Here is a 26,436-nt window from a genome sequence, read left to right on the forward strand (position 1 = left end):
AACCGATGAACCGATGAACCGATGAACCGATGAACCGATGAACCGATGATACGGCGCGCCCACACAAACCGCAAGCAAGAGGTTGAATTAATTGCAGATATTGGCGGGTTTTCATCGAGCACTCAGGGGTCACCAATCGAATCTTGATCCATCATTAGAACCCGTCCACCGTATCCGGAAATACCTCAATCCTATATTTGGATAGATAACCACTATGGAGGGGCCTGCATCCGTCAGGCTTTCTTTTTGTCAACACGGCCTGGCTGCCGCTCGAACAGTGGGTAGGGTAGGGGGCTGCAACTAGTAGTTCACCTGTCGAACCCGTAATTCCTCTATAGTCCCGCCGGCTCACAAATACAGAACGATGATAGACCGATGAGCAGTTGTCGCGCCATCGTTCAAACCCATTGTGTGCTTCAGGCAGAGCGCCTACGGATGATCGCTTCCATGAGAAATCGCCTTGCACCCCATAGCTGCCGAGCATAGCGAACGCATTTCGGGTACAGATTCCATCGCGCCCGGATGCCCGTTGCCAGCGTAGCGCACGTCATAGACGCGGATCGAACTCTGGTTCGCTGATGTAAATGTCGCTCCGGCCTTGGACCAACTGCAGTATCAAATCCTGAATGAGCGCGCCCGCTGCAGCGGCTGAATCTCTTACGACCGAGAGCTTTGATTGAAGCGTATGGGGCTCAACCGGTATTGATTGCGAGGCAGGGGGGATGGTCATCTCAAACAAACGTCGTGTAAGCGGTATGCGTCTGATGCGCCCCTCCCCACTCCGTACGAAGCTACCATCGGGCATCGCAAAATCTGAAGGGGTGGCTCAGCGGGCCCGGGCGTGATTTGTCTGATGAACTCTGCCCGAGCTCTGAAGCCCGGAACAGAAGTCGGCCATCCGCCGGAAGACATAACAGGATCGCACAGTCGATGGGGTACGTTTGCGTCTGCACTGGCGTTCTCTCTAGAGGCTCGACAAATGCAGCGCTACTTGACGATCGCGCTTCTGACAGAAACTCAACATCAAGCGTTTGATCAACGAACGAGTTGTCACGGCCATCGCCAACTCATCGAATGCCATCGCGCCAGCTTCCCATCTATAAGGCCAACCCACGACCGTCGGCCATCATCGCCGAGCAATTGAGCGATTACTGCTCCTTCACCCAGATCTCGCTTCACTAATCTCGGGTGCTGCAAGGGAGTGATCTTCTGTGATTTGGGTCATCACGTGCGGTCCATTCTTGCTTGGGGCGTGCTGGAGCATGGTGTCCGAAAAGGACTGCCCGGGTCTCGGCATTGAAAAGGTCGATAACCAGTCTCAAGTTGAGTTTATTCTTGACCAACCGCTGATTGAGTTCTGTCTCGTGTCTAATTACATGTTCCGGTAAGGCTGAACTCAACGCTCAGGCACGTGTGCCGTGGCTCGCGTGTCTCTAAAGCAGAAACCAAGCGAAGGGCTCGAACTGGATGTCCATGAAAGGGCCATCGCCGTGGGCAAAGGACGAATGATGACCAGTTCCTTCCTTGTGCGTTTGTGGTCCGTCACAGCGGCCGTGCTGATCGTCATTCTCACATGGCAAAGCATTCCACTTCTGCAAGCAAGACTCTTCGAACAGTCCGCCGAGCCACGCCTGATTACGCCGCGCGGCGACCTGTCGCTAGCCGAAGAAAGCACGATCGCGGTTTTCGACGCAGCAAAGGATAGCGTGGTTTTCATCACGACTGCTCAACGCGTGGTGGATCCTTGGACGCGCAACGCCTACCACGTGCCGCACGGCAATGGATCCGGTTTCGTTTGGGATGTCTTGGGCCATATCGTGACGAACTACCATGTCATCGAGGGGGCGAGTTCGGCGACTATACGTCTGGCGGACGGGCGTGCGTTTTCCGCGCAACTGGTCGGGGCCGCACCACAGCACGACCTGGCCGTGCTACAGGTCGGTGTGGGGGTCGATCGTCCGCTGCCCATCCCGATCGGCACAAGCGCAGACCTGCGCGTCGGACAGGCTGTGTTGGCCATCGGCAATCCGTTTGGCCTCGACTGGACGCTGACTACCGGCATCGTATCCGCGCTCGACCGCGAAATCCCGGGCGATGACGGACGAGCGATCCAAGGGTTGATCCAGATCGACGCGGCTATCAATCCCGGCAACTCTGGTGGGCCACTAATCGACAGTGCGGGTCGCCTCATCGGCATCAATACGGCGATCTACAGCCCATCGGGATCAAGCGCTGGCATCGGTTTCGCTGTTCCGATTGACACAATCAACCGCGTGGTTCCGCAACTAGTCGCGACGGGGTCATATGCGCCACCTCAACTTGGCATCCGCTTCGACCCGCGGGGCGACGCATTTCTTTCCCAAGCGGGCCAAGAAGGGGTTCTTATTCTTGATGTCGTTCCTAACACCGCAGCGGCACGCGCTCGATTACGTCCTACGCAGGTCACCTCCGACGGACGCATCGCGCTTGGTGATGTAATAGTCTCGTTGAATGGCGAACCCATCGAAGACAGCTCGGAACTCCAAGAGGCGCTGGACCGCCACTCGGTTGGCGAGACGATAGAGTTGGGGGTCATCAGAGAGGGCGAACGAATAGCTGTCTCCGTTACTCTAACGTCGTGACTTGAGCCTTGCAGATGATACGGATTCGGTGTCAGAGCAACGCTTCAATCGCGTTGATGCCCAGTTCCCCGCCTTCGGTGTGACGTAAGCCGAGATCAGCGCACCCAACGCTGTCATTCGGAAGAACCGCCCCAAAAGTATAGAGACAAATCCCGCAAACACGAACGCGACATCTCTGAGCGGTCCGCCAAGATGCCCGCAGATCACAGCTGGCCACCCCCCACGTCGGAACGCGCAACGAACGAAGCGTAGATGCTTGACCCGGCACCGCATGATCCGGACTCGCGGCAAGCTCGGTCCGTAGAGGGGAGAGTGCTGTGCAGGGTTTTCCCAAGATTAGCCGATCCGACAGATTTCCGCAGTCTGCGCAGGCGCCGGATGATGATCCTGGAACTTGTCACCTTGTTCCGCAAGAAACTCCAGCACCTCTCTTTCGATCCTTCTACCCGCCTCAACTTCATCCATCATGTGTTCGACGTGACCGATCAGGTCGTCCCGACGCATTCCTATCAAGGCGAGGCGCCGGTCTGAAAGCCGCGCCAGTGCGGCGACGATCGCAGCAAGATCCCGGTCGAGCTGCCATTGCCGAATTGTCTGGCGGCAACGTCCTACAAGGCCGATTCTCGCAGACGCCGCATACACGAGCTCGGCGGGTCCGTGGTCGGAATGCATCAGGGTCATCTCGAATTCCTCCTGTGTGATGTTTGACGCCGGTCGCCCTTCAGACGACCAGCACGTTTACAACTTCTTCGAGTTGCAGGATCGCACGTTTCATGTAGAAGCCCTGCAGCATCAGGTGATTGGCGAAGATGCTGCGATCGCTGTCGGCATTCAGGACAAACAGCGGCTGCAACTGTGATCCCTTGCGCAGGTCTTCCAGCGCCTGGGCCCACCCGAGCCCGAGGGTCCGCTCCCCGATCAGCCCCTCGAAATCCGCGCCGAGGCTGTTGAGGATCATGTAATATGCGTAGAGCATGCCCTTGTTCTGATAGAACAGGTCGTCGGCGGAGGTGTCGATGAACCGGCGATCCACGCTCGTCACGCGATCAATCAGGGCTGCCTGCGACGCGAGATCGACCGACATCTGACGAAGAGTCGTGGCAAGCGCGTCAGCGCGAAGCTCGAAAACGGCCTGGCCGGAGGCTACCCGCTCATTGTACCTTTGCAGTAGCATCACCGCAGACCGGTACTGCTCCTCGCTCGTCGCGGTCGGCAGCCAAGAGGTGTCCGGGTCGATTATCCAGACATCCGCCGGGAACTGCAGAAGGCCGGCAGCCCTTTCGAGATCGCCATCGTTTGCACCGGCGCCCCTTATACGTCCGATCTGGTCGAGCAGTTCGATAGTAAACCAGCTCGTGGCCCGCATGACGCCGCGTTGGAAGTTCGGCATGTTGTCCAGCGGCGCTGTTGGAAAGAACCAGGGGTCGTTCGGCGTCCATCCATGGTCGTTGATCTCCCGATCAATCAGACCGGCCGCCATAGCGACTGCCGCACTGCTACCTTCGGGAGCATTCGCAGGCACAAACTCAACATTGGCGTCGATCTCGTGCATCATCGGTGCGAGCACCGTCCACTTCACGGTTGTCGACAACACCATCGCAACAACAACAAGCTTGAGCAGCCGACGACCGATCGGAGAGCGCAGTCGAGCCCAAAACGATCTACGGGTCTTCATTTCACCGAGCCCTGGTTCGACCATCGTCAGCGCGAAGCTTGAGCCTATTCCGCCAGAAGCGGCGTAACTTGAAGTTGTCATATTCGCCTCCATCTGAATGCACAAAGAACGCCCGCAGTCTGGATTTCATCCGGCACATTCGTCTTCAGTCCGGGAAAAAAGTTGGGATGAAAACGCTCTGTCGCGCGTTTGCCGCAGAGTTGGTCAGAAAGGAGTGCCGATGAGACAAGACAACGACATGGGCGCGCAGGTGCACGAACACGTAGGTAGTCTACGTCGCTATGCGCTTGTCTTGACGCGCAATCCGGATTCGGCCGAGGATCTCGTTCAGGAAACCCTGACCAAGGCAATTGCGGCTGCCCACCAATGGGAACCGGGCACGGACTTGCGTGTCTGGCTATTCAGGATCCTGCACAACACACACATCAGCGACATGCGCAAGCTGCAAGTACGCGAGCGCGCGAAACCAGACCTGCCGGAACCAGTCACCACACCCGACCCGACCCTTCGGATCGAGGTGCAGGAGGTGCTTGATGCGCTCGACCAGCTTCCGTCTGAACAGAGGCAGCCGATCATCCTCATCGCAGTGGAAGGTATGAGTTATGCTGAGGCTGCTGAGGCGCTCAACATCCCGGCCGGCACGTTGTATAGCCGCCTTGGCAGAGGCCGAGCCGCACTCCGTGAGATGATGGACGGAAAGAAGAGATCGAAACTTCGGGTCGTCGGCTGAAGGATATCAGGAAATGACCGTTATCAATGAAGATCAACTGTATCACTACATCGACGGCGAGCTAGGCCCGGATGAGGCAGCCGAATTGGAAGCGCGTATGGACGGCGATCCTGACCTCCGCGCTCAGTTTGATGCACTCGCTCAGCAAAACAATCTCATCAAGGAAGCCGCGAGTCATTTGGCTCATGGGCCGGCGAATCTCAGGACTGCCGCTCTGGAACAGCAATTGACCGAGTCCTTGGGCAAACGCAGCCGTGGGCCATCCCGCGTCATTGTTGTTCCGCAATGGCCGATGCAGCTGGCCGCCGCCTGTGCCCTTGTGGCATTTGGCTGGTGGGGCCATAGTCAAACGGAACCCGCGTCCTTTGGCTTTCCGGAATATGTGCAGGACGCCGTTGGAGCGCATTCGGTTTTCGCATCAGACAATGAGTATGCAGTGGAGTTTGCGGCTGCGGCACTTCCAGATGCATTGGAATGGCTGTCGACCAGGTTCGGTGTTTCGTATCCCCAGCCGGACCTTTCATCGCTCGGCATCGAACTTGTGGGAGCGCGCGTAATGAGTTCGCGGGCAGAACCGCTCGTGCAGTATGTGTATGAGGGGCGTTCGGGAGAGCGACTATCGCTCGTTCTGACGAGGCATCCGCAGGGCGAACCGCTGATGGATATCGAGGTCGTGGAGTATCCCGATAGCCAGGTCGGATACTGGCGTCATGCTGACTTCGACTATGCAGTTATCTCTGAGGCCGGATCAATCGACCCGCTATTGGTTGCAGGACTCTTGTCACCTTAAGCACTGAAATGCACTAAGGGAAGAAGGGTTCGGAATAGTTGGGCGCCGCGATGGCCGACTATTTCTCTTCGACAGCCCAGATAGTCGGCAGAACAACCCACTCAATCCGGAATCTCTCCTCTCTCGGGATGAATTGCTCTCCACAAACGTTCTTTGGTTGTGATTGCTGTGAGTGGCCCGATCGCCTGCGCCGCATTTCACCTGGACCAGAAACAGCCTTGGAGGACACCCGATCATGAAGAACATCGTGTCTAAACAAAATCGTCCCGCGCTGCTCGCACTTGTCGTGGGCGCCTTTGTGGGGATTTCTCCCTTATTCATCGCCCTGACACCCGAGACGACGTTCATCGCACTTCTTCTCGGCATGCTTACTGCCATGATCGCGGTGAAGCGCCTTCTTCGCCCGGGCTCCTATGACCCGCTTGGGTTCATCGCACTTGGCGCGCTGATCGCAATTGCGCCATTCATACCGCTTGCGGGAGTTGAATGGATCAAATTCGCCGCTGGCGCACTCGTCGTGATGGCGGGTATCTGGTACTATGTTTCAGGGACTCCAAATCCACCGCCGAGCGAGGAGGCCAACAGGGAGGGAGCTGCTCCCCAGCCGTAACCTTGTGACGACTCCAGAGATATCCTGCCAATTGATCAATCGGGCCGCACATCTCAGCGGCCCGGTTTCTTCTATCAACACCCGAGCTATTTCCAGGTATTTCCGATTCACCTCGCGAAAAAACAAAATCATGTGGGATGAGATCACGTTCAATCGCGTTCTTGTGTCAGATGCGGGCGCAATGACCTCGAGACGGGAAGTCCTGCTCCTGCGCATTTTAGAGAGAGGTCCGGGCCCCTCTGGCAACCGACGGCAGCCGGTTGTGATGTCGGACTGACGATCACAGCGACATCTCGCTGCCGTTGAGGTCCGAAGAAAGATGCGGGGCGAGCAAGCGTTCAAGCGAACACCGGTCGCGAGCACTATTCCAAGTGCTGGCAGCTCGCCCACAACCGAAGAAGCGGTCGCGAGCGATCCTAAGGCAGGTAGCAAGGCCAGAGGCCGGACCCGCCGCTTTGTCATAACAGGCGTTGCCCTCGCGGTCACCTGGTGGGTGCTGAACCCGGGCGACACGGCAAGCTGGGTGATCGGCGGGCCCGCCGTCATCGTGGCGGCGGCGAGCACACTACTGTTTCCCACGACGCCTTCTTACTCTCGATCGTTCACTGCCACAGTGCGGTTTGCCGGGTACTTTGGCTGGCAGTCCGTGGTCGGTGCAACCGATGTGGCGCTAAAGGCGCTTAACCCGTTCTTCCAGCCAGAACCGGCCTTCATCGAGTGGTGCACCAGACTGCCCGAAGGCGCGCCACGACAGCTCCTGGCCAACGCGATCACGCTTCTGCCGGGGACACTCACGGCACGGCTCGAAGATGATCGACTGACCATTCACCTTCTGGACAGTACCGCCGAACCTGGCCTTGGAGAGATCGAAGACAGGATCGCGGCTCTATTCCGAGTTCACGAAAAAGGTGCACCATGATCCTAAGCTTCATTGCAACCTTCCTTCTGTTGGTAGCTCTCGGTGGCCTCGTCCGGGTGATAAAAGGGCCCACGGCAGCGGACCGGATGCTCGCTGCCCAACTTACGGGCAGCACGACCGTTGCGATCCTCGTGGTGCTTTCGGTCGCCCTCGATCGGCCTGCATTCGCCGACGTTGCGTTGGTCTTCGCCATCCTCGCGGCGATCGCGCTTGTGACATTCGTGGCGAATGCCAGAGGAGATAACGAGAAATGAGCTGGGAAGAGATCCCGGGCACCGCGCTGATCGTCGCCGGTTGCTTCTATTTTCTCGCCGGGACAGTCGGGCTCTTGCGTTTCCCGGATGTCTACTCACGGCTTCATGCGCTGACCAAGGCCGACAATCTGGGACTTGCACTGGTTCTGACCGGTGCCGGGCTCATCGCTGCGGATGCGTTTATCGTCGGCAAGCTGCTGCTGATCTGGCTACTCGTAGCTCTGGCAAGCGCCACGGGCGGGCATCTCATCGCCCGTCATGCATTGGAGGACGAGCAATGACCGATCCTTTGATCGTCTTCGACATCGTGCTCGCTGCCGGGATTATCTGGATGGCTTGGACAAGCCTCGCGTCGGCTGAGTCTTTTCGTATGATTGTTGCCTTCATGGCCTTCGGCATTCTGGTCGCGCTGGCCTGGGCTCGGCTCAATGCGCCTGACGTCGCCTTGGCCGAAGCGGCCGTCGGGGCCGGCGTCACCGGTGCGCTCTTTCTCCGCACGATCGGACTCTTGCGTCGACCGGAACAACCAGAGACGGCTGGCTGGGGTCTCCGGGTTTCCGCCGCGGTTCTCGCAGCGACGGTGGCCGTGGCGCTCAGCGCCGCGCTTGTCGCGTTTCCACGCTCTGCTGACGGCTACGACGCGCTGGTTGCGGTCAATCTGGATGAAAGCGGAGTGACGAACCCCGTGACTGCCGTGCTATTGAACTTCCGCGCCTATGACACTCTTCTCGAAGTCGTCGTATTGTTGGCGGCCCTTCTTGCGGTAATCATGATTGGTGCGCGGCAGGGTTATGTGCATCGAGGGCTCGGACCGCTTTTCGAACCATTCGCGCGCTTGGTCGTCCCGCTGTCCATCGTGACCGCCGCCTATCTTCTATGGCTCGGGTCCTCGCGGCCGGGTGGAGCATTCCAGGCCGGCGCGGTGCTGGCCGCGGGTCTGAGCGTGCTGCTCATGGGGCGTGTCTACATCCCTCGGCACTTCCACATCGTGTTGCTTCGATGGCTGGCCATGGGCGGACTCATTGTTTTCGCAGGTGCCGCCGTGGGCACGCTCATTCTTACGGGTGGGCTGCTGCAGTATCCCGAGGGCATGGACAAGATCTGGATCGTGGGTATCGAAACCGCTCTCACAGTTTCGATCGGCGTCGTGCTCGCGGTGTTGTTCCACGGGGGATTGCCGAAAGGAGGCGAAGGATGAGTGGTGATGTGGTTTTTGCAGTGACCGGCGCCCTCCTTGTGGGCATCGGTCTCTATCGGATCGCTGTATCGACCGGGCTAGTACGTCGGCTGGTTGCGATCAATGTCCTTTCTGCCGGAGTGGGCTCGGTGCTGATCGCCTCTGCCTATCGCGGGCCGGAGGTTGCGCCGGATGCTGTCCCGCAGGCCTTCGTGCTGACAGGCATCGTCGTCATCGTCGCGATGACAGCGGTGGGACTCGTGCTTGTTCGCCGCATCGACGAAGCGGAGACGGAAAACGATGACTGAACTCTTACCGTCCAAAGTCGACGGAGCTATTTGGATCGCAGCGCTGGTCTTCGGTCCCCTCTTTGCGGCTGTGGCATCCGCCTTCGTTCCGCGCGCCGCACGCGCTATTGGCATTCTGGGCACCTTTCTGACCGCTGTTGCCGCGACAGGGTTGATTGCCGCGCTGAGCGCCGGGCCCGTCGAGGTTGTACTCGGCGGCTGGGCTTCGCCGCTCGGTATCACGCTCAGGGCCGATGGTTTCGCCGCGCTGATGATCGCGATGACGGCGGGCGTGGGCCTTGCCGTGAGCCTTTACGCCGACGCGATTTTCGGCAACACCACACAATGTCGGCAGGGTGGTGCTCATGCACAGCTAGCCATTCACTACTGGCCGATCTGGCTCACACTCATCTGCGGCATGAATGCACTCTTTCTGTCGCAGGACGTGTTCAACCTCTACGTGGCGATCGAGATCGTCAGCCTAACGGCCGTGGCACTTGCTGCGCTCGGCGGCAAGCCCGCAGCGCTGCGGGCCGCTCTTGGCTATCTTCTAGCAGGTCTTGCCGGCAGCGCTCTCTTCCTGCTGGGTATAGGCTTTCTGTATGTGGCCTATGGTCGGGTCGATCTTGCTGTCATAACCTCGCCCGAGCACAGCGCAACCGGTCTGCTGGCACTGCTGCTGCTCATGGCAGGACTTGCCGTGAAGGCGGCTCTGTTTCCTTTGCATTTCTGGATGCCGGCCGCGCATTCCAGCGCACTTACCCCCGCCAGCGCCTTGCTGTCGGCGCTGGTGGTCAAAGCCGCGCTCTATATCGCGATCCGGCTTTGGGTGTCGGTCGGGCCGCAGCTCGGCATGGCGGGTATCGTTATCGGTGCGATGGGAGCAATCGCCATCGTCTGGGGATCGGTACAGGCGCTGAGGGCGCGGCGACTGAAGATACTTGTCGCCTATTCAACCGTCGCGCAGGTCGGATTGATCTCGCTTGCGTTCGCAATCGCCGGGCGCGAGGAGGCCGGTTTCGCCTGGCAGGGCGCGGCTATCCTAATGCTGGCCCATGCGGTTGCCAAGGCAGCGATGTTTCTCGCCGTGGGCCGCATGGCCGACATCATGGGACATGACAGGATCGCTGGCTTGAACCGCGCCGGAAGCGCGGCCGCACCCGCTATCCTGGCCTTTGCTATCGCGGCGGTCAGTCTGATCGGATTGCCGCCCTCTGCGGGTTTTGTCGGCAAATGGCTGCTACTGCAGGGAATGCTCACCGCTGAGGCTTGGCTATGGCTCGGCGTGCTTGTCGGTAGCACGGCGCTCAGCGCGTCTTATCTCTGGCGCGTCGTCTCCCGCAGTTTGCAATCCACCCGGACTGTTGTCGGTCCAGAAAAGACTTGGCACCGAGGTGATGCCATCGCGCTTGGCCTTGTCGCGTTTTCCATACTCCTTGGCCTCGGCGCTGCAGGGCCGCTCGGCCTTCTTGAGGTGGGCGGGGGCCTGACGACCATGACCGAAGGAGTCGACCGTCCCGAAACATTGGATGCTGCATCATGATCGAAGACTTCCTGCCGCTTTTCATCCTGCTAACGTCGCTGACGATTGCACCGGTGATCCTTCTGCTTCCCGAGCGCGCCGCACGTCTTCGGACAGGCATCAACATCGGAGCTGCGCTTCTGAAGGTTGGGCTTGTGATCTGGCTTGCACGCGCTGTCGCAGGCGGTGCCGAGTTCGAAAACCGCCTGACCATTCTGCCCGGCCTCGACCTCGTGCTCCAGGCCGATGCGCTCTCGATCCTGTTCCTGACATTGTCCGCGGTCCTCTGGCTGCTGACCACGATCTACGCCGTCGGATACCTTGAGGCTGGAGATCACCGCAGCCGGTTCTTTGGTTTCTTCAGCCTCTGCGTCGCTGCAACAGTCGGCATCGCGATGTCGGGCAACCTGTTCACGTTTCTGATCTTCTTCGAGGCGCTGACGCTCGCCACCTATCCGCTCGTCGTGCATCGGGGCAGTGCAGAGGCCCATCGCGCCGGGCGCAAGTACCTTTTCTACACGCTGGGCGGGGGGCTCGTGCTGACGGTCGGAGTTGTCTGGCTCCACACTATCGCGGGAAACGCGCCATTCACGCCGCGGGGCGTGCTGTCGGGCGTCGTCCAGGGCAACGAGATCGCGCTCACGATCATTTTTGTCCTGCTTGTCGCCGGTGTCGGCGTGAAAGCGGCCTTGGTCCCGCTGCATTCCTGGTTGCCCCTCTCCATGGTAGCGCCGGCACCGGTCAGCGCACTTCTGCACGCCGTTGCTGTGGTGAAGGCGGGAGCGTTCGGGATCATGCGTATCGTTTATGATGTCTACGGCGTGAACCTGACAAAGGATCTTGGGTTTGCAACGCCGCTCGCAGCAGCTGCGGCAACCACGATTGTATACGGCTCGATCCGGGCTCTGGGGCAGGATGATCTCAAGCGTCGGCTCGCCTACTCGACTGTGAGCCAAGTGTCCTACATCACCCTCGGCGTCGCGGTGATCTCACCTCTGGCGGCGGTCGGCGGGCTGGCGCATCTGATCCATCAGGGTCTGATGAAGATCACCATGTTCCTCTGTGCAGGGAATTTCGCTGAGGAGCGGGGCATCAAGAGAATCAGCCAAATGGATGGGCTCGGCTACCTGATGCCCGGCACTATGGTACCATTCACGATCGCTGTCTTCGGCATGATCGGCATCCCCCCGCTCGCCGGTTTCGTCAGCAAGTGGTACCTCGTCGCCGGAGGGATCGAGGCGGGCGACACCTGGGTCATCTCCGTGCTCCTCCTATCCAGCTTGCTCAATGCCTGCTATTTCCTGCCGATCCTCCACCGGGCCTGGTTCCGGCCGATTCCGGAAGAAATCCCGCCGATATCCCGGCGACTGGGCTGGATGCTTCTCATACCTCCCGTCGCCACCGGCGCCCTCGTCGTTCTCGCAGGCCTTTTGGCCAATGCGCCCTTCACTCCGCTCGGCTGGACCGAGTTCATTGTTCGGATGGAGTACTCATGACTACCCCTCTGCTGTTGATCCTCGTTTCGGCCGTGCCGCTGGCGCTGACCTTCGCCTTCGCGATACGCCCGCTGAGACCGCTTGCGATGGCGGTGCTGCCCCTTGCGCCGTTGCTGGCGCTGGTGGTCGCATTGTCCGCGCCAATGACGGTGAACCTGCCCTGGCTTGGCCTCGGTGCCCGGTTTGAGACCGTCGGGCTGCGCGCAGACTTTCTCCTCTTCACAACACTCCTTTGGTCGACCGCCGGTGCGGCGGCGATGATCTATATTCGGGATCACCCGTACCGATCCCGGTTCTGTGTTTTGTTTCTTCTGTCGATGGCAGGAAATCTGGGGCTTGTCGTCGCCGCGGATGCGATGTCCTTCTATGCCTTCTTCGCGATGATGAGCCTCGCCTCCTGGGGGCTCGTGCTTCACGAACGAACCGAGTTCTCGCGCTTTGCGGGCCGAACCTATATCGCTTTTGCGGTTGCCGGAGAGCTTGCGCTCTTCGCCGGCTTCGCATTGGCAGCTGCCTCGGCCGGATCAACGCTCCTGGTCGAGATGGCCGTGGCGGATCAGCCTTGGCTCGCCACGGCCCTCATTCTTCTTGGCTTCGGCATCAAACTGGGTGTTGTGCCACTGCATCTATGGCTGCCTTTGGCCCATGCGGCCGCTCCGGCTCCGGCAAGCGCCGTTCTCAGCGGGGCGATGATCAAGGCGGGTCTCTTCGGAATGGCGGTTGTGTTACCGCTCGGGCTTGTCGCGCTTCCCGGTCCGGCGATCGCCCTCATCGTCTGCGGGGCGCTGTCGATCCTTGTTGCCGTGCTGATCGGTGTGACGCAAACCAACCCGAAGGCGGTTCTTGCCTATTCGAGCGTTGGTCAAATGGGACTGGTCGCAACGGCTATAGGCGTCGCTCTGGCAGCGCCAGCGGCCTGGCCCGCGATCGGGACGGCTCTCGCTCTGTTCGCGGCACATCACGCCTTCGCCAAGGCGGCACTCTTCCTCGGTGTGCCTGCGTTCTGGAGCATGCGCAGCGCGCACCAGCGCATCTTGGTTCTGACGGCGCTGGCCTTGGCGGCGGCGGCACTCGCTGCCGCCCCGTGGACAAGTGGCGCACTGGCGAAATCCGAGGTTTCCGCCGCACTGGCCGCCGGCCCTGAAGACTGGTCGGTATGGCTCTATCCTATCCTAGTTGCAGGTAGCACCGGCACCACGCTCCTCATGACCCGTTTCCTTGTCCTGCTTGCCCGCCAGCCTGAGAAGACAACTATGTCACGTGCGCTTGCTCTCCCATGGGCGGCGACGGTGGTCCTCGCGGGTGCGGGACTGTGGCTCTTCCCGTTCGAGGCAGGGCCGCTCCCAACAGATCCACTGTCGGACCTCATGCCGGTTGCGGTGGGTCTGGCTCTAGCAGCCATCGTCCTGGCGCTGCTTCGGATTGGCGGTATTCGGGCCGGTGAAATCCCACCCGGAGAGATCCTTGCACTTTTCTATCGCGGATCGAGTCGGCAGTCGGCCATCGCTTCACTGCAACTTCAGCAGTTGAACCAAAGCAACCGAGCGTTGCTGACACGCAGAATTCCTGAAATCGGACGCTACGGAGGGTTCGCACTGCTCTGTGTGGCAGCCACTCTGATCGTTGTCGGGCTGGTACCACTTGAGCCGACACTCATCGGAGGGTGATCGGTCGGGAGGTGCGGCTCGGTGCAGGCCATGTTTCTTTGCTGAGGCTCTGTGCCGAGATTGCCTGTCAGCATCCTTGAGCCTACGGTCCACCCGTGGAAACTGATCTTGAACCATTCTTCGCGCTGATTGAGGCCTTGGGTATCGGGCTGCTCATCGGAATAGAGCGTGAACGAAGCACGCAGAACACAGGTAATGATCCGTCGGCTGGCGTGCGCACGTTCGCGCTGGCGTCGCTTATCGGCGCGATCAGCATGATCGGGGGCGGGGTGCCGCTATTGATCGTCGCCATAGCCACCGTCGCGGCACTGCGCGCTGTGCTGGTGGTGCAGCAAGGCGACTTCAACATCGGAATGACGACGAGTTTGGCGCTCATCGCGGTCGTACTGTTGGGAGCAATCGCCACGGAAACCGCTCTCCTGGCGGCAGGGCTTGGTGTGGTCATCGCGTCCCTTCTGGCCGCACGCGATGCGTTACGAGGGTTCAGCCGGGAGATTCTGACCGCCGCCGAGTTGCGCGGGGGACTAATCCTCGGTGTGGCAATACTCGTCATTCTGCCGGTCTTGCCCAACCTTGCTATCGGCCCGGGCGGTGCGCTAAATCCACGTTCGCTCTTTGTCATTATCGTAGTTGTGATGTTGATTGGTGCCGCGGGCCACATCGCAACGCGAGTCGTCGGTCCTAGGTTCGGGCTGCCGATTAGCGGCTTCCTTTCAGGTTTCGCATCCAGCACCGCGACGATCGCCGTCCTCGGGCGGCGCGCCGGCGAAAACCCTGGCGACGCCAACAGCGCCGCGACCGGAGCGACGCTTTCGTCGCTCTCATCACTTGCTCAGATCGCGATAATCCTGTTGATCGTTAGCCCAGCCATGTTCACCGCAGGGCTGCCGATGCTCCTTGGGATTGGCCTCGTGGCAGGGCTGCATGGGATGGTGAGCCTCTTCTTCGCGCTAAAGGATGACGCCGCGCGGGTTCCTTGGGAGTTGCCATCTCAGATCTTCTCCGTTCGAAACTCGGTAGGGTTCGCGCTTATCGTGGCGATGGTGATGCTGGTATCTGCGACCTTCAACGACTTTCTCGGCGGTGCGGGAATCCTCGCGACCGTAGCACTTGCTGGATTGGTGAGCACGAACTCAGCGGCCGTAGCACTTGCCTCACTTGTCGCGGCGGAGCAAATCCAAGCCGTCGACGGGATTCTGCCTCTGGCCGCTGCTTTGACTGCAAATACGTTCATCCGTATGGGAGTGGCGCTTAGAAGCCCAGAACGCAGCTTCCGCATTACCGTCGCCGGCGGGCTTGTAGTCCAGCTTTCGGCGCTGTGGTTTGCCTGGTGGCTGAGTGACGATCCCCCATTGTGGGTCGTTGATCTACTTCGCTTAGTCCGCCTTTAGTCAACCGGTAATGGCTGAAACAGGGCTGCCTTTGAGCACCTCGATCGCTAATGAAAAAAGCTGCTTCTCTGCACGCTGGACAGCACCAGACGCATATTGGTTAGTTGCAATCTCTGGTCACCATCTGATCGTCAGGCAGTTGCGTCTTGCAGAGTTCCGCGACGTACAAGTCGGTCTCCGACAGAACAGCGTTTTCGAAGACCGCGCCCTCCAAGTCGGCGTCTTGGAAGGACACATTCCGAAGATGGGTCTCCACAAAACTCGCGCCCTGCAGGTTTGCGCCCTCGAAGCTTAAACCATCGAGTGTCGCTCCATCGAAAACGGCAATCGACATGGACGCTCGATCGAAACGCACACCGGTCAACTCCGCTCCCGTGAAATCAATGCCCGCCAGCCTGGCATCCGAATAATCAGCGTCATGGATCACACAGCCAGAGCAGTCTCCGAGCATCCGCATCTCACCTGAGTGGTGATCGCCTTCATCCGCAATGGTCGATTGAGCCCCCGTCACAAACGCGGTCAAGAGAACGACACCTCGCATTAGAGGAAACATGGCGGTTCATCCTTTACTACAAAGGCCATTCGATACAAGGCGCTGTCGTCCGCATCGATATGGGATTGAGACGACAAACCTTTCAAGTACGTCCAAGGCACATTCCGTCGGGCACACTGTGATTGGGCTTAGGTTTCGACGTCGCGCTACAGGTTCTCTGAGGGCCGCAAAGTGGAATCGCTTTGGGTCTTCTCAGAAACCGCGTCGAGACCGTCCAGCGCCAAGTCACTCTTGGGAGAGCAAGCCGGTCCGGGTTGCCAGTGTCTGTGTCGTCCCAGAAGCGCGCTCTGAAGGCAGATGAACGCGACAACATCATACACGCCGAAAACGTCGGGATGAATAACGCACTTCGCACGTTCTTGTCCTTGATCGCGCAAGGCTGCATCCGCAACCGGCGGCCCGATGATCACCTCGGCAGAGGCAAAAACCGAGAGAGGAGAAAACGATGCACCAGGATCGAATGATAGCACCAGCCGCGCCCGCAACACCTATTGCGGAGAAAACCAGAGCTGGGATCGCTCAGACCCGCCAGGGTTTTACGCTGCGCCGTTATCGCGTCACAAACTTCCGCTCGGTTACTGATTCCGGCTACCTCGATCTCGATCACGTTACCGCGCTAATCGGCGTGAATGAGTCGGGCAAGACGAACCTGCTCCTGCCTCTCTGGAAGATGAACCCGGCCGGTGGAGGCAGCATTGACCCTACATCGGACTTCCCCAAGGCGCTTTTCGGAACAATTCGCGCCAACCCACGGGACTTTCAGTTCGTGACGGCCGAGTTCGACACTGGCAGCGAAGCCCGTACACTGGCTGAACTGGCCAAGATCCCAGTCGAAGCTGCCGCGACCGTATGCATCGGTCGCAGCTATGACGGAAGCTACACCGTCAGCTTTCCACTTCATCTCCCGCGCAAGAACGATGATCGCGCCGCCGTTTCGCAGGCCATCGGAGCAGCAGGTCGGGCGATTTCCGCCACCACACCCCCAGACACCCAGACCGAATTGCACGCTGCTGCGGTTGCACTGCTCCGGGAGATGAGCTCGGACCTCAATGGCCTCTCTCAATTATCGGCCAACGATCTGATCCGACTTCGCGACCGGGTCGCGGCGCTGATCCCGGCAGATCCGCCGGCTACCTCGGTCGTCGTCGCAGAGCTTCGCAAGCTTCGGAAAGACCTGGGCAAACGGATGGCCGGTGTCCTGGCACCCGATCCCGGCCAAATCGACACCGTGCGCGATGCCGTCCTCTCCCGGATGCCCGCATTCGTCTACTACTCGAACTACGGAAACCTCGACTCCGAAATCTACCTGCCGCATGTTGTTGAGAACATGGCGCGGACCGATCTTGGTGCCAAAGAGGCGGCCAAGGCGCGAACACTACGCGTTCTGTTCGGCTTTGTCGGCCTCGAAGCGGAGGAAGTTCTGCAACTGGGCCGCGACTTTCGCGATATCCGCGATGAAGCAGAGGCACAAATCCTCGCCTCCGGAGGAAAGACCGGCCTCATGATTAACATCTTCCAGCGGTCGCATGACCTGCAGAACGGGCCCAACGCACAAGTGCTCGCCGACATCGCCGAAGCGAAGAGAACCCGCTCGATCCTGCTCCAGTCGGCGAGCACCAAACTCACGGCGCATTTTGCAGAGTGGTGGAAACAGGGCGACTACCGCTTCCGTTTCGAAGCCGATGGCAACCATTTCCGTATCTGGGTCGCCGACTCTCGCCGTCCGCAGGAGGTCGAGCTGGAGAACCGATCAACCGGCCTGCAATGGTTCCTCAGCTTTTTCCTCGTGTTCCTGCACGAGAGCCGCGGCGAACATCACAACGCCGTGCTGTTGCTTGACGAACCGGGCCATTCGTTGCATCCGCTGGCGCAGCGCGATCTGTCGGCCTTTTTCGACGGGCTCGCCAAAACGAACCAGATCGTCTATACGACGCATTCGCCGTTCCTCGTAGATGCGGACCGCCTTGAACGCGCGCGCAAAGTCTTCGTTGAGGGAGATGGCTCGACGCGGGTCAGCGGCGATCTGGGCGTAGCAGAGGGCTCCGATAGCAAGCGCGGCGCCGGTTTCGCTGTGCGTGCCGCCCTCAATATTGCGGTGGCAGAAGCCGTACTTGGGGGTGCGCGACCCGTGCTTGTTGGGAACCGGGCCGATCAGATCTATCTTTCCGCGATGAAGACGCTCCTTGTGGCTGCTGGCCGATTGCGACCGCAGCGTGAGATCATCTTCGCGCCGGCCACAGGGCCGCGTGTGATGCAGACCATGGCTGCGCTGCTTGCGGGCGAGGATACCGGCCTACCCACTGTTGTCTTTGATGGGACCAGAGATGGCCGAACGCAGGCAAAGGAACTCCTGGCAACCACTCACGCCAACTTTCCGGAACGCATTGTTTGTCTGGACGATGTCACCGAGTTTGACGGGACGCAGATCGAGGATGTCGTCGGCTTCGATCTCGTCGCACCGTTGGTGGATCGGGTCGAGCGACGGCCGGATCGTCTCTTTGTGGACTACGCTGTCTCGGGCGTTCCACTGGTCGCTCAGGTCGAAGCATGGGTGGCCGAAGAAGGTATCCCGCTTGATCCAGACTGGAGGTTCCAACTCGCCAATCGTGTCCGCGCTCGCCTCCTTCTCACTGATGCGAAAAAGCTGTCCGGTTTCCCTGTTCAGAGTTGGGAGCACTTGATGGGCAGGCTGATCTCGTGTGGCGAAGAGGGATCGCAAGAGCACAATGCCGTTCGTTGTGGTCGGTTGCTGTGATACCCCCGCTCGGCTGGATCGGGCAAAACAAAAATCCAGCCGAGGCCTTTCTCGTAGTCGACTCAATGGCTACCAGCCCTTCAGAAGATCGGCAGCGAGAACTCAATCCAGGTTCGATAAGGCGTCGCATCGCCAATCCGCCGAGGGTCGGGTCATGCCTGTGGGGCACATTTGTTTTGCCACTGTTTTTGGCTTTCGCAACGTCGCAAAAGCAAACAAGATAAAATCGGGTGGAATCGGAGAGCGATGCGAGGTCATTCCGGTCGAGCGCGTGGTTGACCAACGCACAGGAATCCGTTGCACAAATCTGGTGCTGGTCGAGATTACCCCTTCCCGGACAGACTTATCCCACAGCCTCGGTCACCGGGCTGCCGAACTCCAGGACGGCGACCTGGCGGTCGAAGTCCCTTGTCGTGTCAGCGAGTAATACGAAATGTTCCGGCAGGTTGTCGTCCATGACCAGGTCGAAGCCGAGATAGTCCGATGTCTGGCCTGGCGTGATGTCCGTTCGCATCGGCAGCCCGGCGGCATTCACCCTGAGGTGGATCTTGGTCGTGAAGCCACCTTTCGAACGGCCAAAACCCTGTCGTGGAGTCCCCCTTTAGCGCCCGCTGCCTGATAATGGGCGCGAACAACAGTGCTGTCGACCATTTGAAGGGCGTCAGGGACGAGCCGGCTCTCGGTCAGCGCCTCCAAAATCAGTTCCCAGAGACCAACCAGTGTCCAGCGCCGAAACTGCCGATAGACACTTGACCATTTCCCAAATTCCTCGGGCAAGTCCCGCCAAGGCGCCCCAGTGCGGGCAATCCAGAAAATGCCATCAAGAACACGGCGGGGGTTGGTGGGTTTGCGCCCATTCGGCGCGCGGACAGACAAGATGAACGGCTCAAAGAACCCCCACTCCTCGTCCGACATCAGATCTCGTGCCAAGCCGGTCTCCATCGCAGATACCAGCTTGAATCATGCCTATCGCACAGTGTGAACCCCTTTTGTCAACTAGACCTAAGTTACATACTAGGCACTTCTATAAGCACAACGCTGTTTGCGATCCGATGCCATATTTCCTCAAAGATGTCGGCCTCATTGTCGTTTGCGCAGATGGCTGGGTGCCACGCCAAACTGCTCTACAAATGCGCGGGTCATAGCCGCAGCGTTCTTATACCCACATCGCAATGCGATTTCTGTGATGGTCCATTCGGATTGGGTCACGAAGCGTTTTGCAGCGCCCAGTCGCAACCGCCTGTAGACGGCAACAGGCGGTGCGCCCAATTCAAACTGAAACGCCCGAGAGAGTGTCTTCTGCGTCGTGTTGAGTTCTTCGGCCAAGGCATTGATCCGCATCGGGTTTTCAATCGTCGACGTCATCAACGCAACGCAATCCCCGACCAGTTCGGATTTGGGTTTCTTGTTGAGTAGACCCGTTTGGAGTGGCGCTCTTTGGTAGAAAAAGAGCGCGGCAACTTCCAGCCGTATCGCTTCCCCGTGGGTACGCGCGATGAGATCTAGCACGAGTTCAAAGGATGTCGTGGCCCCTCCGCATGTTATCCGATCCTCTGCGATGACATAGTGATCGGTGACAGCTTCTACAGACGCAAACGTCTCAGAAAACGCGATGTATTCGTCCCAGTGGATTGTCGCGTTCAGGCCGTCGAGCAATCCCGCTTGCGCCATTAGCCACGCACCTGTGTCCATACCAACGACAGTGTCGAACCGCTTGGTGGCAGAACGTAGTGCCCGCGAGGTGCGCTGTTCGGCATAACTCCGGACATCGTAACTTGATGCAACAAAGAGAAAATCGCCGCCGGGATGGTTTGCAAGAGTGCTACTTGGCAAAACCGGTAAACCGCTCGAGGATTCTACAGCCTCCCCGTCCAGTGTTACGAAGTCCCAGCGATACGCCTCCCGCATCAAAAACTCATTCGCAGCGCGCAGCGGCTCGACCGCGTTAGCCAAGCAGTGATTGGAGAAACGCGGAAACAGCAATACGGCAACCGTCTGTGTTTTTTCTGTGTTCCCTGCCCAAAAGCGCATGGCTTTTGTCTAAAATCGCATCGTCGCTTCAGTCAAGATTGATAACTGGCATCAGACCAACAAGGGAGCACTGCCGTGAACTTCGGTTTGACTGATGAACAAGACATGATCGTCTCGACCGTCCGCAGCTTTGTGGAAAACGAGATTTACCCGCATGAGGCCAAAGTTGAACGCACCGGCCAAGTGCCCCATGAGCTCGGTGAAGAGATCAAGCAAAAGTGCATCGACCTCGGCTTTTATGCCTGCAACTTTCCCGCGGAAGTGGGCGGCGCAGGCCTGAGTCACTTTGACTTCACGCTTGTCGAGCGTGAATTGGGGCGAGGCTCCATGGCGTTGACGCATTTTTTTGGCCGTCCGCAGAACATCTTGATGGCCTGTAACGCTGAACAACGTGAACAGTACCTTCTGCCGGCAGTGCGCGGTGAACAAATGGATGCGCTGGCAATAACCGAACCAGATGCAGGTTCGGATGTGCGCGGGATGAAATGCTCCGCGGTGCGTGACGGTGGTGATTGGGTGGTCAACGGCTCCAAGCACTTCATTTCCGGTGCCGAGCACGCCGACTTCTTCATCGTCTTTATTGCCACGGGTGTGGACGAAACGCCCAAAGGTCCCAAAAAACGGATCACGACTTTCCTCGTTGATCGCGGAACGCCCGGTTTCGAAGTGCGCGAGGGTTACAACTCGGTCAGTCACAAGGGCTACAAAAACTATATCCTCTACTTCGACAATTGTCGTCTGCCCGACGCACAGGTATTGGGAAAAGTCGATGGCGGTTTCGACATGATGAACGAGTGGCTTTATACCACGCGTCTGACTGTGGCGGCGTTCTGTGTTGGTCGTGCGCGGCGCTGTTTCGACCATGCGGTAGAGTATGCGCTGGAGCGCAAGCAGTTCGGCCAATCCATCGCCAAGTTCCAGGGCGTGAGTTTTCAGGTCGCTGACATGATCACCGAGATCGATGCTGCCGATTGGTTGACCCTGTCCGCTGCCTGGCGCCTGGATCAGGAGATGCCTTCGAATCGCGAGATCGCCAGTGCAAAGCTCTATGCTTCCGAGATGCTCGCCCAGGTCACAGACACAACCCTGCAAATCTATGGCGGCATGGGCCTGATGGATGACTTCCCCATCGAACGGTTCTGGCGTGACGCACGGGTTGAGCGGATCTGGGACGGCACCTCTGAAATTCAGCGCCACATTATCAGCCGCGACCTCTTCCGGCCGCTTGGCGCCTGAGTGGTACGCCTCGACGCCAACCCGATAGTTACAAGACGGTGAGGAATAGTGTCTGACGGTATCTCACGCCTATTACGCCCCCGGTCTATCGCTGTTATCGGCGGAGGAAACTGGTGCGCGAACGTTGTCGAACAGTGCCAGAAGATCGGGTTTTCCGGTGATATCTGGCCTGTTCACCCAAAGCGCGATACCGTGGCCGGTGTCGCTGCCTTTGCCAAGATCGAAGACCTACCAGAGGCGCCCGACGCCGCATTCATTGGCATCAATCGTGACCTGACAATCGAAGCGGTGCAAGCCTTGGCCGAAAAGGGCACCGGCGGGGTTGTTTGCTTTGCATCTGGTTTTCTTGAGGCACAGGCTGAAACGTTTGATGGGGCTAGCAAACAGGAAGAGTTGCTGCACGTTGCAGGCGATATGACGGTGCTCGGCCCCAACTGCTACGGTTTTCTGAACTATCTCGACGGGGCTGCTCTTTGGCCTGACCAACATGGTGGGGTGCGAACTGAGTCTGGTGTCGCCATTGTCACACAGTCCTCGAACATCGCCATCAACCTGACTATGCAGAACCGCGGACTTCCTGTCGCCTACGTGGTCACCGCAGGAAATCAAGCCCAAACAGGTCTGTCGGACATCTCTTGCGCGCTGCTGGAAGATCCGCGCGTGACGGCACTTGGCCTGCATATCGAAGGAGTTGACGACCTGCGCGCGTTCGAGCGCATGGCGCAAACGGCTCGGCGTGTGGGCAAACCTATTGTCGCGCTGAAGATTGGGAAATCAGATCAGGCGCAAGCCGCAACGATCTCGCATACTGCATCGCTGGCTGGAAGCGACGCAGGCGCGCGCGCTTTGCTTGATCGGCTCGGCATCGGTCAGGCAGAGTCGCTGCCCACGCTGCTAGAAACCCTGAAGCTGCTTCATATCGCCGGTCCCTTGCTGTCTAACCGGGTGGCCTCCATGTCCTGCTCGGGTGGCGAGGCCAGTCTGATCGCCGATAGCGCGCATGGTAGTGCACTCGTCTTCCCCGCGCTGGATACGGAGCAACAAACGGGCTTGCGGGCCGCGCTCGGCCCAAAGGTCGCGCTGGCCAATCCGCTCGATTATCACACGTATATTTGGGGCGATGAAGATGCGTTGACCCAGACGTTCACCGCGATGATGCAAGGTGACCTCGCCATGGGTTGCGTGGTGCTTGACTTCCCGCGCAGCGACCGTTGCGATGTATCCTCCTGGGAACCCGTTATTGTCGCTGCCGCGCGGGCCAAGAAAGCGACCGGGCGACCTATGGCCATTCTTGCATCGCTGCAGGAGGCTATGCCGGAAGAAGTCAGCCTGCGGCTTGTCGAGTTGGGGATTGTTCCCTTCTCGGGCATGGACGACGCCGTAGCCGCGATGGATATCGCTGCAAAACTGGCCCAAGATGCAGGCGAAGCGCCCCCATTGCTTTTACCGCCCGCACCCGGCTCGGAACGAACGCTGACAGAGGCTGAAGCCAAGCTCGCTCTGTCTGCCCATGGCGTTCGAGTTCCGGGCTCGGCACGGGCTGACAGCGCGCAAGCGGCCGCCGATGCTGCAACCCAGATCGGGTTCCCTATTGTACTCAAAGGCGAAGGGATCGCACACAAGACCGAAGCGGGTGCGGTTGCTCTCAACCTTGATTCAGCGAAAGCGGTGATGACGACGGCCACCGCGATGCCGACAGAGAGCTTCTTGGTCGAGGAAATGATCACGGATACCGTTGCCGAACTTCTTGTGGGTGTCGTTGCTGATCCGCTGCACGGCTATGTGCTGACTTTGGCGGCAGGCGGTGTGCTCACAGAACTTCTCGGAGACTATGTTTCGCTGTTGCTGCCCACGACGCCAGAGGAGATCCGCGCGTCGTTGGACGGTTTGCGTGTGGCGCGGTCGCTCAAAGGGTATCGAGGGAAACCCGGCGCGGACATTGAAGCTATCGTTGATACGGTGCTTGCTCTGCAAGCCTATGTGGCCGCTTCTGCACCGCAAGAGGTGGAAATCAACCCTCTGATGTGCGGCACAGATAAAGCTGTCGCAGCGGATGCACTTATTCGGATCGGAGAATGACATGACCGATACTCCCATCAAGACCGAACGCAACGGATATATACTTGAAGTCACGTTGGACCGCCCCAAAGCCAATGCAATTGATCTGGCCACCAGCCGGATCATGGGCGAAGTGTTCACCAAGTTTCGCGACGATCCTGAACTGCGCGTGGCGATCCTGACGGCTGCTGGTGAAAAGTTCTTTTGCCCCGGCTGGGACCTCAAGGCGGCTGCCGATGGTGACGCTGTGGATGGCAATTACGGCGTTGGTGGTTTCGGCGGCCTGCAAGAGTTGTGCCGGCTCAACAAACCAGTGATCGCAGCGGTTAATGGAATTTGTTGTGGTGGTGGCCTTGAATTGGCGCTGTCGGCGGACATTATCCTGGCCGCCGATCATGCTAGCTTTGCACTGCCCGAGAGCCGCTCGGGCACTGTCGCCGACGCGGCCAGTGTGAAGCTGCCCAAACGCATCCCGTATCACATCGCTATGGAGTTGCTGCTAACCGGGCGTTGGATCGACGCGGACGAAGCCGCACGTTGGGGCATGATCAACCACATCTATCCTGCCGCCGATTTGATGGTTGAAGCGCGCAAGCTTGCGGAACTTCTCGCGTCGGGGCCACCCCTAGTCTACGCCGCAATCAAAGAAGTCGTTCGAGAAGCCGAGGACATGAAGTTCCAAGATGCAATGAACCGCATCACGAAGAGCCAGTTCGAAACAATCGAAACGCTGTATCGTTCGGCAGACCAACTCGAAGGCGCCCGCGCTTTTGCCGAAAAACGTGACCCAGTCTGGAAAGGCAAATAAGATGCCCCTGACGATGAACAAAGAGGTTTTTATCACCTGCGCGGTGACTGGGTCAGGCGGGACGCAGAACCGCAGCCCGCATGTGCCGCGCTCGCCAAAGCAAATAGCCGAAAGCGCGATTGCTGCTGCGAAGGCGGGCGCGGCAGTGGTGCATTGCCACGTCCGCGATCCTGAGACTGGCGCGCCCTCGCGCGATCTCGCACTCTATCGCGAACTCACTGACCGCGTGCGCGACGTGGAGGTGGATGTCGTTCTGAACCTTACGGCCGGCATGGGCGGCGACATCGTCTTTGGCGACGTGGAAAGTCCCTTCCCGGTCAACGCCGCCAGCACCGACATGATCGGCGCGACGGAGCGCGTTGCGCATGTGGCCGAGTGTCTTCCCGAGATTTGCACGCTCGATTGCGGCACGATGAACTTCGCCGAAGCCGACTACGTGATGACCAACACGCCGGGTATGCTGCGGGCTATAGGAGCAATGATAACCGAGCTTGGCGTCAAACCAGAGATCGAGGCCTTTGACACCGGGCATCTTTGGCTTGCCAAACAGCTGATTGAGGAAGGCACGCTCGCCCCACAAGCCCTGGTGCAGCTGTGCATGGGCGTGCGGTGGGGCGCGCCCAACGATCTGAACACCCTGATGGCGGTGGTCAACAACGTGCCCGACGACTGGATCTGGTCTGCGTTTAGCCTTGGCCGAGATCAGTTGGCCTATGTGGCGGCTGCGGTTCTGGCGGGCGGCAACGTGCGCGTGGGTCTTGAGGACAACCTGTGGCTGGACAAGGGTGTGCTGGCCGAGAACTGGCAGCTGGTGGAGCGTGCCGGCACGATCATCGCAAACATGGGCGCGCGGCTGATCGGTCCAGAAGAGGTTCGTGCCAAGCTTGCCCTGACCAAGCGACCCCCAAAGGCCTAAGTACCGGACCAGAAACCGACGAGGGCTCATAGACGGGGCCAGCCAAATGGCTGGCTGCTGCCGGAGCACAAAGCGCGCGCTGCACGTGGCGATAAGGCTCAAGAAGCAGGACCAAGCAAATGACCAAGGCAGCAACAATCATCGGCGGAGGTGTAATCGGTGGCGGTTGAGCCGCGCGGTTCCTGCTCAATGGCTGGGATGGGCGCGTATTCGATCTCGCCCCCATGCCGAGCGTAAGACTGGTGAGGTCCTGGACAACGCGCGCCGCTTTTTGCCATCGCTCTATGACAAGGCGCTACCTGCCGAAGGCAAGTTGCTGTTCTTTGACACGCTCGCAGAAGCTGTGGATGGCGCTCTGTGGGTGCAGGAAAGCGTACCCGAGCGTCTCGAGGTAAGGCGACTCTAGGTCAGGGATTTACAAGTGTTCCTACGAAGCAAGCGATGTTCCTGCCACTGCCACTAATACTAGAAGACAAATCGACTGAGCCAGAGCTTCGGCAAGGCGAGTTCAGGCAAGGTATGCTTATGGCTCCTGACGGAACGAGGTCTACCGCCTGAACAAATCTACGTAGCCATGAAACATGAAAAGTCTGTTTCGGCGCTGCTGGGTTATCTCAGTAAGCACCCCATGTTCTACCAGGTCGTTGATCAAGGAAGATGCTGTGTTCGTCGTGCTGCCAATCCATTCTTTGACCTGGCGGACGTCCACGATTGGCCGAGCGTAGATGTTCCTCATCAGTTGTTGGGCATTGTCCTGTCGGCGAGAACTGAACCTCGGAAGGACTTCAGCTTCGATCTGTGCTTTTAGTGACAGGACTTCTTTGAAGGCGGTGGCAGATGCCCTGGCGGTCTCTACGATCCCGTGAATGAAAAATACAAGCCATTTGACCCAGCCCCCTGAAATCAGGCCATTGAGGTGCTAGTAATCCGTCCAAGCAAA

Annotated in this window: 22 protein-coding genes and 2 pseudogenes; 19 read left to right on the forward strand and 5 right to left on the reverse strand. The window is 59.1% G+C overall.

What is annotated here, in order from left to right; all coding sequences use genetic code 11:
* The first annotated feature begins 1,505 nt into the window (after positions 1-1,505).
* Positions 1,506-2,621, forward strand: coding sequence for a S1C family serine protease (locus GTF44_RS20425; RefSeq protein ID WP_171562991.1), 1,116 nt, complete (start codon positions 1,506-1,508; stop codon positions 2,619-2,621).
* 336 nt (positions 2,622-2,957) lie between these two features.
* Here GTF44_RS20425 and GTF44_RS20430 read toward each other — a convergent pair whose 3' ends face one another.
* Together GTF44_RS20430 and GTF44_RS20435 are read right to left on the reverse strand one after the other, a co-directional pair.
* Positions 2,958-3,302, reverse strand: coding sequence for a hypothetical protein (locus GTF44_RS20430; RefSeq protein WP_171562989.1), 345 nt, complete (start codon positions 3,300-3,302; stop codon positions 2,958-2,960).
* 40 nt (positions 3,303-3,342) lie between these two features.
* Positions 3,343-4,377: a DUF2333 family protein gene (locus tag GTF44_RS20435; RefSeq protein WP_171562987.1), complete on the reverse strand. Its 1,035-nt coding sequence runs from the start codon at positions 4,375-4,377 to the stop codon at positions 3,343-3,345.
* A 139-nt stretch (positions 4,378-4,516) separates the two neighbouring features.
* Here GTF44_RS20435 and GTF44_RS20440 point away from each other — a divergent pair, with 139 nt between their 5' ends.
* The 12 genes from GTF44_RS20440 to GTF44_RS20495 all read left to right on the forward strand — a co-directional run bounded on the left by GTF44_RS20440 (position 4,517) and on the right by GTF44_RS20495 (position 15,139).
* Positions 4,517-5,026, forward strand: a complete 510-nt coding sequence (locus GTF44_RS20440) for a sigma-70 family RNA polymerase sigma factor (protein WP_216365199.1) — start codon at positions 4,517-4,519, stop codon at positions 5,024-5,026.
* 13 nt (positions 5,027-5,039) lie between these two features.
* Positions 5,040-5,816 carry an anti-sigma factor gene (locus GTF44_RS20445; RefSeq protein WP_171562985.1) on the forward strand — a complete coding sequence of 259 codons (777 nt, stop codon included), beginning with the start codon at positions 5,040-5,042 and terminating at the stop codon, positions 5,814-5,816.
* Between the two features lie 235 nt (positions 5,817-6,051).
* Positions 6,052-6,426 carry a hypothetical protein gene (locus GTF44_RS20450; protein WP_171562983.1) on the forward strand — a complete coding sequence of 125 codons (375 nt, stop codon included), beginning with the start codon at positions 6,052-6,054 and terminating at the stop codon, positions 6,424-6,426.
* Between the two features lie 319 nt (positions 6,427-6,745).
* Entirely contained in the window at positions 6,746-7,345 is a 600-nt protein-coding gene (locus tag GTF44_RS20455; RefSeq protein WP_171562981.1) for a Na+/H+ antiporter subunit E, read from the forward strand.
* Positions 7,342-7,599 (forward strand): monovalent cation/H+ antiporter complex subunit F, encoded by a 258-nt coding sequence (locus tag GTF44_RS20460; protein WP_171562979.1) that lies wholly within the window; start codon positions 7,342-7,344, stop codon positions 7,597-7,599. Before GTF44_RS20455 ends, GTF44_RS20460 begins: the two co-directional genes overlap by 4 nt.
* Complete coding sequence (gene mnhG, locus GTF44_RS20465) at positions 7,596-7,880, forward strand: monovalent cation/H(+) antiporter subunit G (RefSeq protein ID WP_171562977.1); 285 nt, start codon at positions 7,596-7,598, stop codon at positions 7,878-7,880. The genes GTF44_RS20460 and mnhG overlap by 4 nt, the downstream gene beginning before the upstream one ends.
* The gene (locus GTF44_RS20470) at positions 7,877-8,797 is read left to right on the forward strand and encodes a hydrogenase subunit MbhD domain-containing protein (protein ID WP_171562975.1); all 921 of its coding nucleotides are present in this window, start codon (positions 7,877-7,879) and stop codon (positions 8,795-8,797) included. The genes mnhG and GTF44_RS20470 overlap by 4 nt, the downstream gene beginning before the upstream one ends.
* Positions 8,794-9,084 (forward strand): NADH-quinone oxidoreductase subunit K, encoded by a 291-nt coding sequence (locus GTF44_RS20475; RefSeq protein WP_171562973.1) that lies wholly within the window; start codon positions 8,794-8,796, stop codon positions 9,082-9,084. Before GTF44_RS20470 ends, GTF44_RS20475 begins: the two co-directional genes overlap by 4 nt.
* Positions 9,077-10,606, forward strand: coding sequence for a complex I subunit 5 family protein (locus GTF44_RS20480; RefSeq protein ID WP_171562971.1), 1,530 nt, complete (start codon positions 9,077-9,079; stop codon positions 10,604-10,606). Before GTF44_RS20475 ends, GTF44_RS20480 begins: the two co-directional genes overlap by 8 nt.
* Positions 10,603-12,081 (forward strand): proton-conducting transporter membrane subunit, encoded by a 1,479-nt coding sequence (locus GTF44_RS20485; RefSeq protein WP_171562969.1) that lies wholly within the window; start codon positions 10,603-10,605, stop codon positions 12,079-12,081. Before GTF44_RS20480 ends, GTF44_RS20485 begins: the two co-directional genes overlap by 4 nt.
* Positions 12,078-13,748 carry a proton-conducting transporter membrane subunit gene (locus GTF44_RS20490; protein ID WP_171562968.1) on the forward strand — a complete coding sequence of 557 codons (1,671 nt, stop codon included), beginning with the start codon at positions 12,078-12,080 and terminating at the stop codon, positions 13,746-13,748. Before GTF44_RS20485 ends, GTF44_RS20490 begins: the two co-directional genes overlap by 4 nt.
* Before the next feature lie 95 nt (positions 13,749-13,843).
* A complete protein-coding gene (locus tag GTF44_RS20495; protein WP_171562966.1) occupies positions 13,844-15,139 on the forward strand; it encodes a DUF4010 domain-containing protein in 1,296 nt (431 codons plus the stop codon).
* Between the two features lie 100 nt (positions 15,140-15,239).
* Here GTF44_RS20495 and GTF44_RS20500 read toward each other — a convergent pair whose 3' ends face one another.
* Positions 15,240-15,692 carry a pentapeptide repeat-containing protein gene (locus tag GTF44_RS20500; protein WP_171562964.1) on the reverse strand — a complete coding sequence of 151 codons (453 nt, stop codon included), beginning with the start codon at positions 15,690-15,692 and terminating at the stop codon, positions 15,240-15,242.
* 445 nt (positions 15,693-16,137) lie between these two features.
* Between GTF44_RS20500 and GTF44_RS20505 the strand changes: the two genes are divergently transcribed.
* On the forward strand, positions 16,138-18,447 hold the full coding sequence (locus GTF44_RS20505) for an ATP-dependent endonuclease (protein WP_216365198.1): 2,310 nt from the start codon (positions 16,138-16,140) through the stop codon (positions 18,445-18,447).
* Positions 18,448-18,862: 415 nt separating this feature from the next.
* Here the strand turns inward: GTF44_RS20505 and GTF44_RS20510 are convergent.
* A pseudogene (locus GTF44_RS20510) lies at positions 18,863-19,389 on the reverse strand (IS5 family transposase); the annotation flags it as partial.
* A 138-nt stretch (positions 19,390-19,527) separates the two neighbouring features.
* Positions 19,528-20,478: a GlxA family transcriptional regulator gene (locus GTF44_RS20515; RefSeq protein ID WP_171563416.1), complete on the reverse strand. Its 951-nt coding sequence runs from the start codon at positions 20,476-20,478 to the stop codon at positions 19,528-19,530.
* Between the two features lie 75 nt (positions 20,479-20,553).
* Between GTF44_RS20515 and GTF44_RS20520 the strand changes: the two genes are divergently transcribed.
* The 5 genes and pseudogenes from GTF44_RS20520 to GTF44_RS22260 all read left to right on the forward strand — a co-directional run.
* Positions 20,554-21,714 (forward strand): acyl-CoA dehydrogenase family protein, encoded by a 1,161-nt coding sequence (locus tag GTF44_RS20520; protein ID WP_171563418.1) that lies wholly within the window; start codon positions 20,554-20,556, stop codon positions 21,712-21,714.
* 48 nt (positions 21,715-21,762) lie between these two features.
* Positions 21,763-23,793: an acetate--CoA ligase family protein gene (locus tag GTF44_RS20525; RefSeq protein WP_171563421.1), complete on the forward strand. Its 2,031-nt coding sequence runs from the start codon at positions 21,763-21,765 to the stop codon at positions 23,791-23,793.
* 1 nt (position 23,794) lies between these two features.
* A complete protein-coding gene (locus tag GTF44_RS20530; RefSeq protein ID WP_171563423.1) occupies positions 23,795-24,580 on the forward strand; it encodes a carnitinyl-CoA dehydratase in 786 nt (261 codons plus the stop codon).
* A gap of 1 nt (position 24,581) precedes the next feature.
* Complete coding sequence (locus GTF44_RS20535) at positions 24,582-25,496, forward strand: 3-keto-5-aminohexanoate cleavage protein (protein ID WP_171563426.1); 915 nt, start codon at positions 24,582-24,584, stop codon at positions 25,494-25,496.
* A gap of 182 nt (positions 25,497-25,678) precedes the next feature.
* Positions 25,679-25,896: pseudogene (locus GTF44_RS22260) on the forward strand (carnitine 3-dehydrogenase); the annotation flags it as partial.
* Between the last annotated feature and the right edge of the window lie 540 nt (positions 25,897-26,436).

Source organism: Roseobacter sp. HKCCD6576-2, assembly GCF_013179285.1.
In the GTDB taxonomy this organism is placed as follows: domain Bacteria; phylum Pseudomonadota; class Alphaproteobacteria; order Rhodobacterales; family Rhodobacteraceae; genus Rhodophyticola; species Rhodophyticola oceani.

Coding starts and splice junctions, on each gene's coding strand:
- GTF44_RS20425 (WP_171562991.1), top strand. CDS start 1,506: ATGATGACCAGTTCCTTCCTTGTGCGTTTGTGGTCCGTCACAGCGGCC.
- GTF44_RS20430 (WP_171562989.1), bottom strand. CDS start 3,302: ATGACCCTGATGCATTCCGACCACGGACCCGCCGAGCTCGTGTATGCG.
- GTF44_RS20435 (WP_171562987.1), bottom strand. CDS start 4,377: ATGACAACTTCAAGTTACGCCGCTTCTGGCGGAATAGGCTCAAGCTTC.
- GTF44_RS20440 (WP_216365199.1), top strand. CDS start 4,517: ATGAGACAAGACAACGACATGGGCGCGCAGGTGCACGAACACGTAGGT.
- GTF44_RS20445 (WP_171562985.1), top strand. CDS start 5,040: ATGACCGTTATCAATGAAGATCAACTGTATCACTACATCGACGGCGAG.
- GTF44_RS20450 (WP_171562983.1), top strand. CDS start 6,052: ATGAAGAACATCGTGTCTAAACAAAATCGTCCCGCGCTGCTCGCACTT.
- GTF44_RS20455 (WP_171562981.1), top strand. CDS start 6,746: ATGCGGGGCGAGCAAGCGTTCAAGCGAACACCGGTCGCGAGCACTATT.
- GTF44_RS20460 (WP_171562979.1), top strand. CDS start 7,342: ATGATCCTAAGCTTCATTGCAACCTTCCTTCTGTTGGTAGCTCTCGGT.
- mnhG (WP_171562977.1), top strand. CDS start 7,596: ATGAGCTGGGAAGAGATCCCGGGCACCGCGCTGATCGTCGCCGGTTGC.
- GTF44_RS20470 (WP_171562975.1), top strand. CDS start 7,877: ATGACCGATCCTTTGATCGTCTTCGACATCGTGCTCGCTGCCGGGATT.
- GTF44_RS20475 (WP_171562973.1), top strand. CDS start 8,794: ATGAGTGGTGATGTGGTTTTTGCAGTGACCGGCGCCCTCCTTGTGGGC.
- GTF44_RS20480 (WP_171562971.1), top strand. CDS start 9,077: ATGACTGAACTCTTACCGTCCAAAGTCGACGGAGCTATTTGGATCGCA.
- GTF44_RS20485 (WP_171562969.1), top strand. CDS start 10,603: ATGATCGAAGACTTCCTGCCGCTTTTCATCCTGCTAACGTCGCTGACG.
- GTF44_RS20490 (WP_171562968.1), top strand. CDS start 12,078: ATGACTACCCCTCTGCTGTTGATCCTCGTTTCGGCCGTGCCGCTGGCG.
- GTF44_RS20500 (WP_171562964.1), bottom strand. CDS start 15,692: ATGTTTCCTCTAATGCGAGGTGTCGTTCTCTTGACCGCGTTTGTGACG.
- GTF44_RS20505 (WP_216365198.1), top strand. CDS start 16,138: ATGCACCAGGATCGAATGATAGCACCAGCCGCGCCCGCAACACCTATT.
- GTF44_RS20515 (WP_171563416.1), bottom strand. CDS start 20,478: ATGCGCTTTTGGGCAGGGAACACAGAAAAAACACAGACGGTTGCCGTA.
- GTF44_RS20530 (WP_171563423.1), top strand. CDS start 23,795: ATGACCGATACTCCCATCAAGACCGAACGCAACGGATATATACTTGAA.
- GTF44_RS20535 (WP_171563426.1), top strand. CDS start 24,582: ATGCCCCTGACGATGAACAAAGAGGTTTTTATCACCTGCGCGGTGACT.